This window comes from Pseudomonas juntendi, assembly GCF_009932375.1.
In the GTDB taxonomy this organism is placed as follows: Bacteria; Pseudomonadota; Gammaproteobacteria; order Pseudomonadales; family Pseudomonadaceae; genus Aquipseudomonas; species Aquipseudomonas juntendi.
Window position 1 is genome coordinate 1 of record NZ_BLJG01000127.1, and the last position, 16,512, is coordinate 16,512.

The window sequence follows — 16,512 nt, forward strand, 5'->3', positions numbered from 1 at the left end:
TGCCGGTGATCACCGGCAACAGGATCGGCGTAAGGATCAGGATCAGCGGCGCCATGTCCATCACCGTGCCCAGCAGCAGCAACATGAAGTTGATGCACATCAGGATCACATAGCGGTTGTCCGACAGGGTGAGGAACGCCGTGGTGATCTTCGAGGGGATCTGCATCAGCGTCATCACGTAGCCAAAGCTGGCCGCGAAGCCGATCAATATCATCACGATCGAGATGGTGCGCACCGTGCGATGCATCAGCTTGGGCAGGTCGCGCCACTTGTAGTCACGGTAGATGAACATGGTCACGAAGAATGACCAGACGACCGCCACGGCTGCCGACTCGGTCGCAGTGAACACGCCCGACAGGATACCGCCCAGGATGATCACCATGGCCATCAGGCCCCACAGTGCCTCACCGGCAATCTTCAGCGCCTGGCGCAGCGGGATGACCTCACCCTTGGGGTAGTTGCGCTTCTTCGCGAACAGCAGGCACAGGCCCATCATCACCGCGCTCAGCAGCAACCCTGGCATCACCCCGGCCATGAACAGCGAGGCGATCGAGACCGTGCCGCCCGCCGCCAGCGAGTACAACACCGAGTTGTGGCTGGGCGGGGTCAGCAGCGCCTGTACCGAGCCGCTCACCGTCACGGCGGTAGAGAACTCGCGCGGGTAGCCTTTGCGCTCCATCTCCGGGATCAGCACCGAGCCCACCGAGGCGGTGTCTGCCACCGACGAGCCTGAAATTGCACCAAAGAACGTCGAGGCCATGATGTTGACCAGCGAAAGGCCGCCGCGCACGAAGCCCACCAGCACCCCGGCAAAAGCCACCAGCCGCCGTGACATGCCGCCTTCGGCCATGATGGCCCCGGCCAGCACGAAGAACGGAATGGCCAGCAGCGAGAATTTGTTAACCCCGCTGGCCACCTGGATCATCATCGCCTGCAGCGGTATGTCGATCCACCAGGCGCCGATCAGCGCCGAAAGGCCCAAGGCATAGGCCACGGGCATGCCCAGCAGGATGAGCGCGATAAAACTGCCCAACAGAATGAACGCATCCATTTACGCCGCTCCTTCGTTTTCTTCCAGTTGGTCGAAGCGCACCACCTTGCGGTGGCTCTGGTCGCCCAGCAGGAGTTTTTCCAGCACAAACACCAAGGTCAGCACGCCACCGATTGGGATCGGCGCATAGGTCATGCCCACGCGTACACTGGGCAGGGAGGCCAGAAACTGGTTCCAGGTGGTGATGCACAGCTGGGTGCCGTACCCGGTCATGAACAGGCACACCAGGACCATCAGCACCTGCACCAGCAGGGCCACCAGCCGGCGCTGCAGCGGCGGCAGGCGGTCGGTGATCATCGCCACCGCCATGTGCGCCCCGGCGCGGTAGCTGGCGGCGGCGCCAACGAAGGTGAACACCACCATCAGCAAGATGGCCACCGGCTCTGGCCAGCTGGCCCCGGTGCCGAGTACATAGCGGGCGAAGATGCCCCACGGGATGATCAGCGACATGCTCAGGATCGACAGGCCGGCGACCCAGATACAGGCGCGGTACAACGTGTCGTTGGCACGCAGAAAGAGGTTTTTCATGGGCATCACCAAAGCGGCAGGGCGGCTGACGCGGCCCTGCCGAGGTCGGGAGGAAAGGTCGCGCTTACTGCACCGCGTCGATACGTTTCATCAGGTCGGCGTATTGCGCGCCGTATTTTTCCCGCACCGGTGCGGTCGCGTCGTAGAAGGGTTTCTTGTCGACGGTGATGAACTCGACACCGGCGGCCTTGAGCTTCTCTTCGCTGCTGGCCGTTTTCGCATCCCACAGCACCCGCTCTTCCATCTGCGCCTCACGCGCTACCTTTTTCACCAGCGCTTGCTGTTCGGGGGTGAGCTTGTTCCAGGTGGTCTTGGACATCACCACCGGCTCGGGCAGGATCAGGTGGTTGGTCAGGGTGAAGTACTTGGCACTCTGGTAGTGGTTATGTTCGAGCAGGGTCGGCGGGTTGTTTTCGGCGCCGTCGATTACGCCGGTCTGCAGCGCGCTGAAGATCTCCCCGGTGTCCATGGCGATGCCGTTGCCGCCCATGGCGTTCATCATGTCGATGAACAGCGGGTTGCCCTGCACGCGAATCTTCATGCCCTTCAGGTCTTCCAGGCTGCGCACCGGCTTTTTCGTGTAGAGGCTGCGCGAGCCGCCATCCATCCAGGCCAGGGCCACCAGGTTGAAGTCGGAGTTGGTGATCTTGTCGAGGATTTCCTGGCCGATCTCGCCATCGATGACCTTGCGCATGTGGTCGTGGTCGCGGAACACGAACGGCATGTTGAACACGTTCACATCCGGCACCACCGGGCCGACGATCCCCAGGCTGACGCGGGTCATCTGCACGGCGCCGATCTGCGCCTGTTCGATCACTTCCTTCTCCGAGCCCAGCACACCGCCGGCAAACATCTTGAAGGTGATGTCGCCATTGCTGGCCTGTTCCAGTTTCTTGCCCATGTTCTGCTCGGCCACCACCGTGGGGTAGCCGGCGGGGTGAATTTCCGCGAACTTGATGTCCAGCGCCGAAACGGGCATGGCCACGCTGCAGGCGAAGGGGAGTACGGCAAGAAGCAGCTTGCGTTTGAACGTCATGATGAAACTCCGTGGTTTTTATTATCTGGTTTCGGGCGTGCAAAGGGTGTGGTGCGCGTCGCGGGGCTCAGCCCCGCCAGGCTGGCTCCTCCAGGCCCTTGGTGCCTGGGTTGAGGGCAAATACCCCGCCGGCCAGCGGCTGGTCGCCAAGGTCGAGCCCCGCCGGGCGGATCGAGGTGACGTACAGGGTGTCGAGGTTGGCGCCACCGAAGGCGCACATCGCCGGCTTCTTCACCGGCACGCTGAGCGAGCGGTCCAGGCGCCCGTCAGGGGTGAAACGGTGGATCTGCCCGGCGTCATTGCCGCATATCCAATAGCAGCCGTCCTGGTCGATGGCGGCACCGTCGGGGCGGCCGGGGTAATTGCGCATGTCCACGAACAGCCGCGGGTTATGGGGTGTGCCCGTGTCGGTGTCGTAGTCGAACGCCCAGACCTTCTGCACGCTGGGGTGCGAATCGGACAGGTACATGCGCGTGCCGTCGGGGCTGAAAGCCAGGCCGTTGGGCACGATCATGCCCGCTTGCTGCAGGTGCAAATGGCCCTCGCGGTCATGCCGGTACAGTGCACCTACCTGGGCGCCTTGCTGCATGTCCAGCAGCATGCTGCCGGCCCAGAAACGCCCTTGGCGGTCGCAGCGGCCATCGTTGAAGCGCATGCCCGGCTGCGCATGCGCCACGCCGCTGAGCACACGGCTGGCCAGGCTGCCGTCGGCCTTGGTTTGAATCTGGAAGATGCCGCTTTCCATGCCGGCCACCCACCCGTCGCCACTGCGGGCGATACAGGCCAGCATCTGGTCGCCCTGCCAGACCTGGTGCGTGTTATCCACCGGCCGCCAGCAGTGCAACTGGCGCGCGGGTATGTCGACCCAGTACAAGGCCTGCTCGCCAGGGTGCCACACGGGGCTTTCCCCGGTGCCGTTGCGGGCGTCGACGATCAGTTCACAGTGCATGGCCGTGCCTCCTGGCGCGTGCGGTCAGTTGAACGGTCCGGCCACGGCAAATGCGCCGCCCTGATAGACCATGCTCGGGTCATCGGCGGCAGGCGCCGGCTCGGCTTCCACCGCTGCGCGGAAGGGCTCCGAGCTGTCCTTGGGCACGTAACCCAGGTGTGCGGCATGGCGGTTGTCCCACCATACGGTGCGGTTAGCCGAGGCACCGTAGACAATGGTGTGGCCGACGTTCGGCGTGAACAGGCCGCGCTCGATCAGTTGCACCAGGTCGTCGTAACTTAACCACGTGCAGAGCATGCGGGGGTTCTGTGGCCGGGGGAACGAAGAGCCGATGCGGATGCTGACGGTTTCGATGCCGTAACGATCGAAATAGAAGCTGGCGACATCTTCGCCATAGCACTTGGACAGCCCGTAGTAGCTGTCGGGGCGGCGCGGGGCATGCGCGTCGATGCGCTCGTTCTGGCGGTAGAAGCCGATGGTATGGTTGGAGCTGGCGAAGACCACCCGTTGCACCCCATGCTTGCGTGCCGCCTCGTAGACATGGAACACGCCGCAGATATTGGGGCCGAGAATCTCTTCGAACGAATGCTCGGTAGACACCCCGCCGAAGTGCACGATGGCGTCGACGCCTTCGACCAGGGCATGCACGGCTGCCTTGTCGGCCAGGTCGCAGGTGACCACTTCTTCGTGTGGGCCAGCGGCTGGGGCCATGGCGTTGATGTCGGAAAGGCGCAGGACCTCGGCGCAGCCTTGCAGGCGTTCGCGAAGGACCTTGCCCAGGCCGCCTGCGGCTCCGGTGAGCAGCAGGCGTTTGAGGGGGGTAGTGGTCATGACCGGCTCTTGTTGTTAATTGTTGTAGGTTGTCGTATGACTTTTGTGATTATTGGCAGTACGATTCAGTGTTGTCAATGACAACTCAATGTCAGCCCTGTGTCATGCGCGTGCCCTGTAGGAGCGGCCTCGTGTCGCGAAAGGGGTGCGAAGCGCCCCGCACCTTAGCGGCATGATTCGCCAAGGGAGGTTCGCCCTCCTTACGCGACACAAGGCCGTCCCTCCAAAGGTCTGCATCAACCCTTACAGCAACGACAATGGATAATTGAAAATCAACCGGTTCTCATCGAACTCGTTATTGCTGTAGTCCCGCCGAATCGACGAATTGCGCCATTTCACACTCAAATCCTTGAACGCTCCGCTCTGGATCACATACGCCAGTTCAGTCTCACGGACCCATTCCTTGCCATCTGTCACCACCCCGCTGTGCACGTCGCGGCCGCTGATGTAGCGGTTCATCAAGGTCAGCCCCGGCACGCCGACGGTGACGAAGTTGAAGTCATGGCGCACCTGCCATGAGCGTTCGTTGGCGTTGTCGAAGCTGGCGTTGTAGCTGTCATTGGCCAGGGTTCCGCCACTGGTGCCATTGACCCGCATCCAGGTATCGCCATCGACCTTCTGCAGCCCGACCCAGAAGGTGCTGCCGCCGTATTTGGCGGAGAACATCCCCGAGTACGTCTTGTTGTCCAGCTCGCCAGCGCGCCTGGAACCGTCGTCATCGCCCTGGAAATAGCCCAGGTTGGCGCCCAGGGTCCAGTCGCCGAGCGGCTGGCTGTGGCTCAGCTGCAGGTATTGCTGCTGGTACACGTCCTTGAGCACCGCATTCCACAGCCCCACCAGGGTGCGCTCCTGGTTGAACCTGTATTCGCCCCCGACGAAGTTGAAGCGGTCCGACACCGCGCCGCCGTAGCTCATGTCCTCCATGCTGGCGTCGTTGCGCGGGCTGTTGGCGCGGAACTGGCCGCCGTACAAGGTCAGCCCGGCAATCTCGTTGGACGTGACCTGCCCGCCACGCAATGTTTGCGGCAGTGAACGCCCGTCGTCCGCGCGCAGAATTGGCAGTACCGGCATCCATTCGCCGATCTTCAGCTCGGTTTTCGAAATGCGCGCCTTGCCCGCCACGGCAAGCCGGCCAAAGTCATCCGCCGGCCGCCCATCGTCGTGGCGTGGCAGCAGCCCTGTGCCATAGGTGCCGCCCCCGCCATCGAGCTTCACCGACCACAGCCCCAGCACGTCCACGCCAAAACCCACCGGGCCCTCGGTGAAACCGGAACGGGCATCGAGGATCACGCTCTGGGTCCATTCTTCGGCTTTGCCTTGCGGGTTGGCGGGGTTGGTGAAGTTGCGGTTGATATAGAAATTGCGCAGGCCCAGCACGGCTTTGCTGTCGTCGATGAAACCTTGGGCAAGGCTGGTGCCCGGCAGGCAGCTGAGCAGGCTGGCGCCAAGCAGCGCACAGGGGAGGGGGGTGTGGCAGATTTTCGACATGGGTTGCTTCCGCTGATGTTGTTTTTGTTATGTGTTGTCGTACAACTGCGGCTTTTTTAACAAGTGAAAAACCCGCTGTCAACGGCGTTGGCCGCCAGCATTCAGCTACTTTCAGCGGTGAGCGCTCAAGCGCAGGCTCTAGCTCGGGGCTCGCAATAACAGTTGGTCATACTATGACTTCCGGCGAATTGTTGCATTTGTCGCAACGCACTGCCTCGGGTGCGTCGGTTTGTCGCAGAATTATTTAGTAATACTATTCTTCGTTGCTGAATGTCTTATCGATTCAGACCTATGGAAACGGAGATTTCACCGATGAGCACCACCCGTGCTTCGCACCCCTCACGCTTGCTGCCCAGATTGCTAGGCGTGGTTTTTTTGCTGATGGGCCTGGCCTTGCTGGCCGGCGGCATTAAACTGGCAACCCTTGGCGGTTCGCTGTATTACCTGCTGGCCGGCATTGGCTTGGCGATTACCGCAGCCTTGTTGCTGGCTGGCCGACGTGAGGCATTGAGCGTTTATGGCGTCGTGCTGTTGCTGAGTTCGCTCTGGTCGTTGGTCGAGGTGGGCCTGGACTGGTGGCAACTGGTCCCCCGGCTGGCCCTCTGGTTCGTCCTTGGCCTGGTGTTGTTATTGCCTTGGCTACGCAGGCCATTGACGCAGGGCCAGCCTTATCCCCTCGGTACAGGGGTATTGAGTGTGGGCGTGGCGGCCGCGGGCCTGATGGCGCTGGCCAGCCAGTTCACCCAGCCCGACACCGTGGTCGGCCGCCTGGACCGTGACACGGCAGGTACCACCAGCACGGCACCGGCAATGCCTGACGGTGACTGGCAGTCCTACGGGCGTACCGAGTTTGGCGACCGTTACTCGCCACTCAAGCAGATCACCCCGCAGAATGTGGGCAAGCTCAAGCTGGCCTGGACCTACCGCACCGGTGATATCCCCGGGCCGAACGACCCGGGCGAGACCACGGCGGAAAACACCCCGCTGAAAGTCAACGGCAAGCTCTACGTGTGCACCCCGCATAGCCAGGTGATTGCCCTGGACCCCGACAGCGGCAAGGAGATCTGGCGTTTCGATCCCAAGCTCAGCACGCAGAATGCGGCCAACTTCAAAGGCTGGGCGCACATGACCTGCCGCGGCGTGGCCTATTACGACACGGCCAGCTCGCAAGCGAGCCCCGTGCAAGGGCAGGCCTGCGCCAAGCGCATCTACGTACCCACCGCCGACACCCGCCTGATCGCGCTGGATGCCGATACCGGCCAACAGTGCGCCAGCTTTGGCGACAACGGCCAGATCGACCTTACCCTCAACATCGGCAGCTTCGCCCCCGGTGGCTATTACTCCACTTCGCCACCCACCGTGGCCGGCGGCCTGGTGATACTTGGCGGTCATGTCACCGACAACGTTTCCACCGACGAGCCGTCCGGCGTAGTCCGCGCCTATGATGCGATCACCGGCCAGCTGGTGTGGAACTGGGACAGCGGCAACCCCGACGCCACCGCGCCGATCGGTGACGGCCAGTTTTACACCCGCAACTCTCCAAACGTGTGGTCGGTGATCAGCGCCGATGAGAAGCTCGGCCTGCTGTACCTGCCCATGGGCAACCAGATGCCCGACCAGTGGGGCGGCAACCGCACACCAGAGGCGGAGAAATTCAGTGCCGGCCTGGTAGCCCTGGACATCGCCACTGGCAAGGTGCGCTGGAACTACCAGTTCACCCATCACGACTTGTGGGACATGGATGTCGGCGGCCAGCCGAGCCTGGTCGACATCAAGACCGCCGAAGGCATCAAGCCTGCGGTAATGGCATCGACCAAGCAGGGCAGCATCTACGTGCTGGACCGCAGCAACGGTCAGCCGCTGGTGCCCATCCACGAAACCCCGGTACCGCAAGGCGCCGTGGAAGGTGATCACACCGGACCGACCCAGCCGATGTCCGAGCTCAATTTCATGCCGCCCACCCTGCGTGAGCAAGACATGTGGGGCGTAACGCCGTTCGACCAGATGCTGTGCCGCATCGACTTCCGTTCGCTGCGCTATGACGGCATCTACACCCCACCATCGCTGCAGGGCTCGCTGGTCTACCCAGGCAACTTCGGGGTGTTCGACTGGGGTGGCATTTCGGTCGACCCGGTGCGCCAGATCGCCTTCGTCAACCCCAGCTACATGGCCTTCAAGTCGCAGTTGGTGCCTGCCTCGAAAATCGCCGGGCAGCCGGCGCGCAAGAGTGAAACCGAGGGCATCCAGGCCAACAAGGGTGCGCCTTATGGCGTGATCATGGGCGCTTTCCTGTCGCCGCTGGGGCTGCCTTGCCAGGCACCGGCCTGGGGCTATGTGGCCGCAGTGGACCTGACCACCCACAAGGTGATCTGGAAGCACAAGAACGGCACTGTGCGTGACAGCTCACCCATTCCGATTCCGCTGACCATGGGCGTGCCCAGCCTGGGCGGAAGCTTCACCACCGCCAGCGGCCTGGCGTTCCTCAGCGGCACCCTCGACCAGTACCTGCGTGCTTATGACGTGCGCGATGGCAAGGTGCTTTGGGAAGGGCGCCTGCCGGCAGGTGCTCAGACCACGCCGATGACCTACACCGGCAAGGATGGTCGCCAGTACGTGCTGGTGATGGCCGGCGGGCATGGCTCGCTGGGGACCAAGCAAGGGGACTACGTTATGGCGTTTGCCTTGCCTGAATAAACGCCTTTTTCAGGAATTCGCGGGCACGCCCGCTCCCACAGGTGTTCTGCGCGATGCATAACCTGTGGGAGCGGGCGTGCCCGCGAATGGCCTGACAAAAATACCAAGCCTTAAATATCCCTATATATGGGATTGTATTTTACATATTGGAATTTACACCTACCCAGGTTTATAGTCGCCCTCACTCACTGCCAAAAACAGAACAGGTGAAGCGATGCAGGCGCAATTGATCGCGCTCGACTGGGGAACCACCTCCCTTCGTGCTTATAAACTCGCCGCCAATGGCCAAGTGCTGGACCTGCGCACACTGCCCAGCGGCATCATGCAATTGCCAACGTCCCCGCGCCTGATCAACGGCCAACCCTGCAACGACGGTTTCGAACTGGCGTTCGACGACGCCTGCGGCGACTGGCTCGACGCCCAGCCCGGCCTGCCGGTGATTGCCTGCGGTATGGTCGGCAGTGCCCAGGGCTGGCGCGAAGCGGCCTATCGCGACACCCCGGCCAACGTCGCCAGCCTTGGCGCCTCCCTGCAGACGGTGCGCAGCCGGCGCGGCGTGGGCGTGCACATCGTGCCGGGCGTGATCCAGCGTTCGCGCCTGCCCAATGTCATGCGTGGCGAAGAGACCCAGGTGCTCGGTGCACTGCCCAGCGTGACCACCGATGACCTGCTGATCGGCCTGCCCGGCAGCCATTCGAAGTGGGTGCAGGTGGCCGAGGGCTGCATCGTTCAGTTCGATACCTTCATGACCGGCGAAGTGTTCGCGGTGCTCAGCGAGCACAGCATCCTCGGCCGTACCCAGCAACGCGGCGCCGCCTTCGATGCACCGGCTTTCGACCATGGCGTGCAGGTTGCGCTCGGCAGCGAAGGCGAGATCGGCCCGCTGTCCACCGTGTTCAGTGCCCGCAGCCTGGGGCTGACCGGTGAACTGAGCGCCAGTGCCCAACCCGATTACCTCTCCGGCCTGCTGATCGGTCATGAGCTTTCGGCACTGGCCAAGGTGCAGCGCCAGCGCCGCAACAGCATGCACCTGCCGGCCATCCTGCTGATCGGCAACGGCCCACTCTGCATGCGCTACGGCCGCGCCCTGCAGGCGTGCGGCTTCGGCCACGTCAGCGTTGCCGAACAGGCCACCGAACGCGGCTTGTGGCAGTTGGCGCTTGCCGCTGGCCTCATCCACTCATCCTGAAGGGAGCTCGACATGCTTGAACAAGCACTGGCACAGAACGGCCTGATTGCGATCCTGCGCGGTTTGCAGCCGCATGAAGCCGCCGCGACGGGGGAAGTTCTCTATGGCGCCGGTTTTCGCGTCATCGAGGTGCCGCTCAATTCCCCCGACCCGTTCGAAAGCATCCGCACGCTGCGCCGTTGCTTGCCTGCCGATTGCCTGATCGGCGCAGGCACCGTGCTGACCCCGGCGCAGGTGGCACAGGTGAAAGAGGCGGGCGGGCAATTGATCGTCATGCCGCACTGCGACCCGCAGGTGCTGCGCGCGGCCAAGGCGGCAGGGCTGTACCTGGCGCCGGGTGTCGCCACGCCGACCGAAGCGTTCGCCGCCCTGGCCGAGGGTGCCGACTTGCTCAAGCTGTTCCCAGCCGAGCAGATGGGGCCGGCGGTGGTGAAGGCCTGGCTGGCGGTATTGCCCGCTGGCACCGTGCTGGCGCCGGTTGGCGGCATCACCCCCAGCAACCTGCAGCAATTCTTCGACGCTGGCGCCAGGGGCTTTGGCCTGGGTTCCGGCCTGTACAAGCCGGGCATGACGCCTGAGCAGGTCGCGGTCTCTGCCAAGGCTTACGTGACCGCTTGGCAAGCCCTGCGCTGACCCATTACTGCGCTGCATCCCAACAAGAGAGACAAGCAGATGAAAATTACCAAGCTGACCACCTTCATCGTCCCGCCACGCTGGTGCTTCCTCAAGGTCGAGACCGACCAGGGCGTTACCGGTTGGGGTGAACCTGTGGTCGAAGGCCGCGCCCACACGGTGGCCGCTGCCGTCGAAGAACTGTCCGATTACCTGATCGGCAAGGACCCGCGCAACATCGAGGATATCTGGACCGTGCTCTACCGCGGCGGCTTCTACCGCGGTGGTGCCATCCACATGAGCGCCCTGGCGGGTATCGACCAGGCGTTGTGGGACATCAAGGGCAAGGCGCTGGGTGTGTCGGTCAGCGACCTGCTCGGCGGCCAGGTGCGCGACAAGATCCGCGTGTATTCGTGGATCGGCGGCGATCGACCCGCTGACACCGCGCAAGCGGCAAAAGAGGCCGTGGCACGTGGTTTCACCGCCGTGAAGATGAACGGCACCGAGGAACTGCAGTTTCTCGACACCTTCGACAAGGTCGACCAGGCGTTGGCCAACGTCGCTGCCGTGCGCGATGCGGTAGGGCCGAACGTGGGCATTGGCGTGGACTTCCATGGCCGCGTGCACAAGCCCATGGCCAAGGTGCTGATGAAGGAACTCGACCCTTACAAGCTGATGTTCATCGAAGAGCCGGTGCTCAGTGAAAACTACGAAGCGTTGAAAGAACTGGCGCCGCTGACCAGCACGCCGATTGCCCTGGGTGAGCGGCTGTTCTCGCGCTGGGACTTCAAGCGCGTGCTCAGCGAAGGCTACGTCGACATCATCCAGCCCGATGCGTCGCATGCCGGCGGCATCACCGAAACCCGCAAGATCGCCAACATGGCCGAGGCCTACGACGTCGCTCTGGCGCTGCACTGCCCGCTGGGCCCGATCGCCCTGGCGGCCTGCCTGCAGCTCGACGCTGCCTGCTACAACGCTTTCATCCAGGAGCAGAGCCTGGGCATTCATTACAACGAGAGCAACGACCTGCTCGACTATGTGCGCGACCCCGGCGTGTTCGACTACCAGCAGGGCATGGTCAAGATCCCCAACGGCCCTGGCCTGGGCATCGAGATCAACGAGGAGTACGTGATCGAGCGCGCCGCTGTCGGCCACCGCTGGCGCAACCCGGTGTGGCGCCACGCCGATGGCAGCTTTGCCGAGTGGTGACTGCCTGGCCCCAACTGCGTTGAAACGACCTCAATAACCATAACAAGAGGCACTGCTCATGCACCCGCATACCCTTACCGGGCAGGCGACCCTGTCGGCGCCCAGCCGCAAGCGCTTTTTCATCATGGTGCTGCTGTTCATCACGGTGGTGATCAACTACCTGGACCGCAGCAATCTGTCGATTGCCGCACCGGCCTTGACCAGCGAGTTGAGCATCGACCCGATTCACGTCGGCCTGGTGTTCTCGGCGTTCGGCTGGACCTACGCTGCCATGCAAATCCCAGGCGGCTGGCTGGTCGACCGCGTACCGCCGCGCATCCTGTATACCGTGGCGCTGGTGCTGTGGTCGCTGGCCACGGTGATGCTCGGTTTCGCCGCCAGCTTCATCGCGCTGTTCGTGCTGCGCATGGCGGTCGGCGCCTTGGAGGCGCCGGCCTACCCGATCAACAGCCGCGTGGTCACTACGTGGTTCCCCGAGCGCGAGCGGGCCACGGCCATTGGCTTCTACACCTCCGGGCAGTTCGTCGGCCTGGCGTTCCTGACCCCGGTGCTGGCCTGGCTGCAGCATGCGTTCGGCTGGCACATGGTGTTCGTCGCCACGGGTGCGGTGGGCATTCTCTGGGGCGTGATCTGGTACGCGGTGTATCGCGAACCGCGCGATTTCAAGGGTGCCAATGAGGCCGAGATCGAACTGATCCGTGAGGGCGGCGGGCTGGTGGATATCCAGCAGGAGCAGGCCAAGACCAAGGCCAGGTTCAGCTGGGCCGACCTGGGCATCGTGCTGACACAGCGCAAGCTCTGGGGCATTTACCTCGGCCAGTTCTGCCTGAATTCGACACTGTGGTTCTTCCTCACCTGGTTCCCGACCTACCTGGTGAAGTACCGCGGCATGGACTTCATCAAGTCCGGCATGTTGGCCTCGCTGCCGTTTCTCGCCGCCTTTGTCGGCGTGCTGTGCTCGGGCTTTTTCTCCGACTGGCTGATCCGCCGTGGGGCCAGCGTGGGCCTTGCGCGCAAGCTGCCGATCATCAGCGGCCTGTTGATTTCCACCGCCATCATTGGCGCCAACTTCGTCGACTCCACCCCGCTGGTGATTGCTTTCCTGGCGCTGGCGTTCTTCGGTAACGGCCTGGCCTCGATCACCTGGTCGCTGGTTTCTACCTTGGCTCCGGCGCGTCTGCTCGGGCTGACCGGCGGGGTGTTCAACTTCATCGGCAACTTGTCGGCGATCGTCACACCCATCGTGATCGGCTTCCTTGCCAGCGGCGCTTCGTTCGCCCCGGCGATCACTTACATCGCCGCGCTGGCCCTGCTTGGCGCGCTGTCGTACATCCTGCTGGTCGGCAAGGTCGAGCGCATCGAGTTGTAGCCGCGCCCTGCGGGTGAACATAATGTCGCCCGCCCATTCGCACTTCGATAAAGGCCGCACATGCAGGAAGACCCTACCAAAACCGCCCCTACCGGCACCCAGACCCTGCTGCGCGGCCTGGCCGTTGTGCAGGCCGTGGCCGCAGGCGCGCGCGACCTCAAGGACATCGCCCAGCACATCGGCACCACCCGCAGCACCACCCACCGCCTGGTCAGTTGCCTGGTGGACGAGCGCTACCTGCGCGTGGTACCCCAGGTCGGTTACCTGCTTGGCCCCAAGCTGATCGAACTCGGCTTCCAGGCCCGAGAAGAGCTGCCGCTGGTGACCCTTGCCGGGCCATACCTCGACGAGCTGTCGGCGTTGACCGGCGACACCATCCACCTGGCGATCCGCGAAGGCGATGAGGTGCTGTACCTGCACAAGACCCCGGGGCGCAACGGCCCGGAGATGCGCTCCCGGGTCGGCCACCGCATGCCGCTTGCGCGCACGGGTATCGGCAAGGCGCTGATGCTCGACGACACCCCGGCCGAGTGGCAGAGGTTGTATGAAACCAGCCTGCCGGCAGGTGGCAAAAGCCCGTTCTGGCCGCACCACGCCGAGCAGACCTGGGCGCAGTTCGAACAGCGCATGGTCGAGTATGTGAAGGGGGGTTATGCCTTCGACCTGGAGGACAACGAGCCGTCGATCCGCTGCGTGGCTGCGGCGGTACGCGATGCCAGCCGGCGGATCGTGGCGGGAATCAGTGTGGCCAGCACAGTGCCCTATATGCCCGAGGAGAAGATGCGCGAGCTGGTACCGGTGGTCAAAGGTGTGACCGCGCGGCTTTCGGCAGAGCTTGGGCTAAAGCACTAGCCTGAACCTCGTGGGCACTGAACTGCGCGCTCCAATTGGTGTCTGAGCGCCAACAATGACATGACGTCCATTTCCCCAAGCAAGGAAGCTTCACCATGCAACCCACCCCAGTCACGTCCGCCGGCAAGCTGCTCGGCAGTTTTGGTTATGGCAAGGCGCTGATCGTCAGCTTGATCACCCTCGGCATCATCTGTGTGGGCCTCGCGGCTTTTGTCGGCTACCTCAGCACCATCGTCTCGACGGACGTTAGCGGCCCGGTCGACCTGCAAACACGACGTGGCACCACGCTGCATTTCAGCGGCCCGATACAGATCTTCTACTTCACCATTGGTTTGCTGCTGGCCCTTGGGTTGAGCATGTTCGGCCTGGCCCTTTGGCAGAAGAAGCTGCGCGGCGCCCGTTATGAGGTGTATGAAAAAGGGCTCTGCCAGGTGATCGGCAGCGAGCGCGATTACTTGCCGTTCAGCGAGATGGAAGACCTGTACCTGTTCGCCTCTGGTCAGACAGCTGCTGCCGGCCTGGTCAACAACCTGGCGTACCGCCGCAACGACAGCGAAGCGTTCCGGCGCGTCAATGCCCACCTCAAGGGCCTGTACAAGTTCATTGACCTGGTGCGCGAGCTGCACCTGAACGAACGCCTGCCCCAAGCCATGGCCACCCTTTCGCAGGGCGGTACAGTGCAATTCAACTACATCGGCACTGGCCAGGTGTGGGGCAAGCGTGTCAGCGGCAACTTCCTCAATGTCACGACCAAACCTCTCCGGGTCACCCGTGATGCCCTGGAAGTCGAAGGCATCAAGGTGCCCATGACCAGCCTGCGCAGCATCGATCTCAGTGCCTGGACCGAACTGGTGGTGATCAAGGACGAAAGCGGCAGGACCGTGCTGTCCACCGCGGGGAGCGGCATCATGAGCTTCGACCTGTTCCTCAATACCCTGCATAACCTGCTTGAAGCAAAGCAGGCCTCTGCCACCGCCTGACGTCCTGGCAGGATCCCTTTCAGGAGCGGCCTTGCCGGGCGCCGGACCGGTCGGAAAGGGGCGCATCGCGCCCCCAGCCCGCCGTTGATAATTTCCGTATTTCCATTATCAAGTCGGTTTTTGATTAATGATTGTTTTTTTGGGAGCTACGGACGCTGAGCCCAGCTGGTGAGTCTTCGGCGACTTTTGCAAAGGATTGGTTTTTTCCTGAATCAATCGATACTCAAACCGATCTCGTCCACGACCACTCAGACTGGCAAGTCCAGTCCCGGCACATGGCAACTGAGTGTGCCGTACCCCTCCTGTCGGCGTGGGCGAGGTCTCTTGTCACTCGGTCTTATCTCGGCAGAATCAAGTGCGCAGCTTATCAGCGCCTATGGCAACCAATGCCTGGTCCAGTTCTGCCGGCTGCAAGTACCGCCGATAATGGGCCGTCAATTCAGCTTCCCATCCAGCCACCTCATCAATGATGGATTCCGCCTGAGCGTGAGACAGGCCATAGTGGCCTACCTGGCTGAGCAGATTGCGCCGCGACAGTTCCTTTCCGAAACTCCCGATGCCCATGGCCAGGCTGGAGGGCGCAGCCCCTTCGGTCGTTGGCAGCACGTCATACATGGGTGACAGCCGCCAACTGCCATTCAAGAAAAGCACGGCTACATTCTTGGGGTGGTCATCATCATTGCCGACCAGAATGTTGAAGCAGATGCGTTTGAAAAGCTCCTGAAGGTCACAGTGAGGCACGCCGCGCCGGCTCATTTCGTCTGCCAGCAAGCCATAGTGCCATTCCTGTGCCCAGCTCATCTGGTTGTTCCAGTCACTGTCGAGTAACGTCAAACCGCTCAACATGGGGACGCGGTAGAAATGTCCGTCGCCAGCTGGCGACCGGTCGAAGCGTTCGACCAGCAATGTGTTGACCCGCCCCCGATGCAACTGCACCTGCGCTACGTTCATGCCCTTGCTCGCTGCGAATGTCATGCATGCATGTTCGAGTGCCGGCACATCGTAGGTATCGTAGCGGTCGCGCGGCTTGGCCAGCAGCAGCCTGTTTTCATTCATCAGCGTGCATTTGGGACGAGCCCCGCCCAGTGACGAGCGCTGCTGCAAGGTTGCTTTGGTGGCTTTATCGGTGTTGTGCGGGAATCCACCCTGCACGCCATCCGCAAATTGTATGAAGGCGTCCAGCTGGGTGATCTTACCCAGGCCGGCCTGGCCGATACCTGTAGGAGGTTTACGGCCGGCGCCAGCCATGAGGTTGCCCGTGCGGTCATGGTTTGGTGATCTCAAAATGAAGCCAATGGCATCTTTCTGGTCACCATGCTCTCGCGCAACCAAGCGCTCGCCCCAGCCATCAGGGGCCGCGTCCCGGATAAACCCAGGGATACCCCGGTTCTTGGTAATGCGTTCATAAGGTTGCGTTCGAAGCGGGTAGCGCGACGCATCAGGTACCCAACCACCTGCTTCGACATGTGCCGGGTTGTAGACGAACTCGCCTACGTTGTTTTCTACGCTCAACCGCCCGATGGTGCGCACTTCCAGCGAGCCTGGCATCTGCATGTAAAGGTAGATGACAGTCATCAGAAGTCATCCCCGGTCACGCTCTTGAGGCGTACCCTGTGCTCGGTTGCGAAGGAAGCGGGTGCGGACATCGGCACGTCCTGGAATACCTCGTCCAGCAAGCCCAGGTGCCACAGCGCGATCATGTAGCTGCGCATCTCTACGGTAGG

Annotated in this window: 15 protein-coding genes; 7 read left to right on the top strand and 8 right to left on the bottom strand. The window is 62.6% G+C overall.

All coding sequences use genetic code 11. The annotated features are described in order from the left end of the window. The 6 genes from GYA94_RS17470 to GYA94_RS17495 form a co-directional block, all read right to left on the bottom strand. Window positions 1-1,051: TRAP transporter large permease (locus GYA94_RS17470; protein ID WP_161892773.1), on the bottom strand; the 1,051-nt coding region annotated here is incomplete at its 3' end. After that, the gene (locus GYA94_RS17475) at window positions 1,052-1,579 is read right to left on the bottom strand and encodes a TRAP transporter small permease (protein ID WP_009682578.1); all 528 of its coding nucleotides are present in this window, start codon (window positions 1,577-1,579) and stop codon (window positions 1,052-1,054) included. Window positions 1,580-1,643: 64 nt separating this feature from the next. Further along, a complete protein-coding gene (locus GYA94_RS17480) occupies window positions 1,644-2,615 on the bottom strand; it encodes a TRAP transporter substrate-binding protein (protein WP_009682577.1) in 972 nt (323 codons plus the stop codon). 67 nt (window positions 2,616-2,682) lie between these two features. Then, the gene (locus tag GYA94_RS17485; protein WP_110679754.1) at window positions 2,683-3,564 is read right to left on the bottom strand and encodes a glucurono-1,5-lactonase; all 882 of its coding nucleotides are present in this window, start codon (window positions 3,562-3,564) and stop codon (window positions 2,683-2,685) included. Between the two features lie 24 nt (window positions 3,565-3,588). Next, window positions 3,589-4,395, bottom strand: a complete 807-nt coding sequence (locus GYA94_RS17490) for an NAD-dependent epimerase/dehydratase family protein (protein WP_161892774.1) — start codon at window positions 4,393-4,395, stop codon at window positions 3,589-3,591. 243 nt (window positions 4,396-4,638) lie between these two features. Next, a complete protein-coding gene (locus GYA94_RS17495; RefSeq protein WP_110679753.1) occupies window positions 4,639-5,883 on the bottom strand; it encodes an OprD family porin in 1,245 nt (414 codons plus the stop codon). 312 nt (window positions 5,884-6,195) lie between these two features. On the opposite strand from GYA94_RS17495, the gene GYA94_RS17500 reads away from it, so the two are divergent. From GYA94_RS17500 to GYA94_RS17530, 7 genes are all read left to right on the top strand, one after another. Further along, window positions 6,196-8,577, top strand: a complete 2,382-nt coding sequence (locus GYA94_RS17500; RefSeq protein ID WP_161892775.1) for a glucose/quinate/shikimate family membrane-bound PQQ-dependent dehydrogenase — start codon at window positions 6,196-6,198, stop codon at window positions 8,575-8,577. A 214-nt stretch (window positions 8,578-8,791) separates the two neighbouring features. Next, entirely contained in the window at window positions 8,792-9,766 is a 975-nt protein-coding gene (locus tag GYA94_RS17505; protein WP_110679751.1) for a 2-dehydro-3-deoxygalactonokinase, read from the top strand. Window positions 9,767-9,778: 12 nt separating this feature from the next. Then, window positions 9,779-10,399: a 2-dehydro-3-deoxy-6-phosphogalactonate aldolase gene (locus tag GYA94_RS17510; RefSeq protein WP_110679750.1), complete on the top strand. Its 621-nt coding sequence runs from the start codon at window positions 9,779-9,781 to the stop codon at window positions 10,397-10,399. Between the two features lie 39 nt (window positions 10,400-10,438). Further along, window positions 10,439-11,587 carry a galactonate dehydratase gene (dgoD, locus tag GYA94_RS17515; protein WP_110679749.1) on the top strand — a complete coding sequence of 383 codons (1,149 nt, stop codon included), beginning with the start codon at window positions 10,439-10,441 and terminating at the stop codon, window positions 11,585-11,587. A gap of 58 nt (window positions 11,588-11,645) precedes the next feature. Further along, a complete protein-coding gene (locus tag GYA94_RS17520) occupies window positions 11,646-12,956 on the top strand; it encodes an MFS transporter (RefSeq protein WP_161892776.1) in 1,311 nt (436 codons plus the stop codon). A gap of 60 nt (window positions 12,957-13,016) precedes the next feature. Next, window positions 13,017-13,808 carry an IclR family transcriptional regulator gene (locus GYA94_RS17525; RefSeq protein WP_161892777.1) on the top strand — a complete coding sequence of 264 codons (792 nt, stop codon included), beginning with the start codon at window positions 13,017-13,019 and terminating at the stop codon, window positions 13,806-13,808. A 95-nt stretch (window positions 13,809-13,903) separates the two neighbouring features. Then, on the top strand, window positions 13,904-14,788 hold the full coding sequence (locus GYA94_RS17530) for a hypothetical protein (RefSeq protein ID WP_161892778.1): 885 nt from the start codon (window positions 13,904-13,906) through the stop codon (window positions 14,786-14,788). 351 nt (window positions 14,789-15,139) lie between these two features. Here GYA94_RS17530 and GYA94_RS17535 read toward each other — a convergent pair whose 3' ends face one another. Together GYA94_RS17535 and GYA94_RS28260 are read right to left on the bottom strand one after the other, a co-directional pair. Further along, window positions 15,140-16,363, bottom strand: a complete 1,224-nt coding sequence (locus GYA94_RS17535; protein ID WP_161892779.1) for a type II toxin-antitoxin system HipA family toxin — start codon at window positions 16,361-16,363, stop codon at window positions 15,140-15,142. Further along, window positions 16,363-16,500, bottom strand: coding sequence for a hypothetical protein (locus tag GYA94_RS28260; RefSeq protein WP_255326947.1), 138 nt, complete (start codon window positions 16,498-16,500; stop codon window positions 16,363-16,365). The genes GYA94_RS17535 and GYA94_RS28260 overlap by 1 nt, the downstream gene beginning before the upstream one ends. Window positions 16,501-16,512 lie beyond the last annotated feature (12 nt).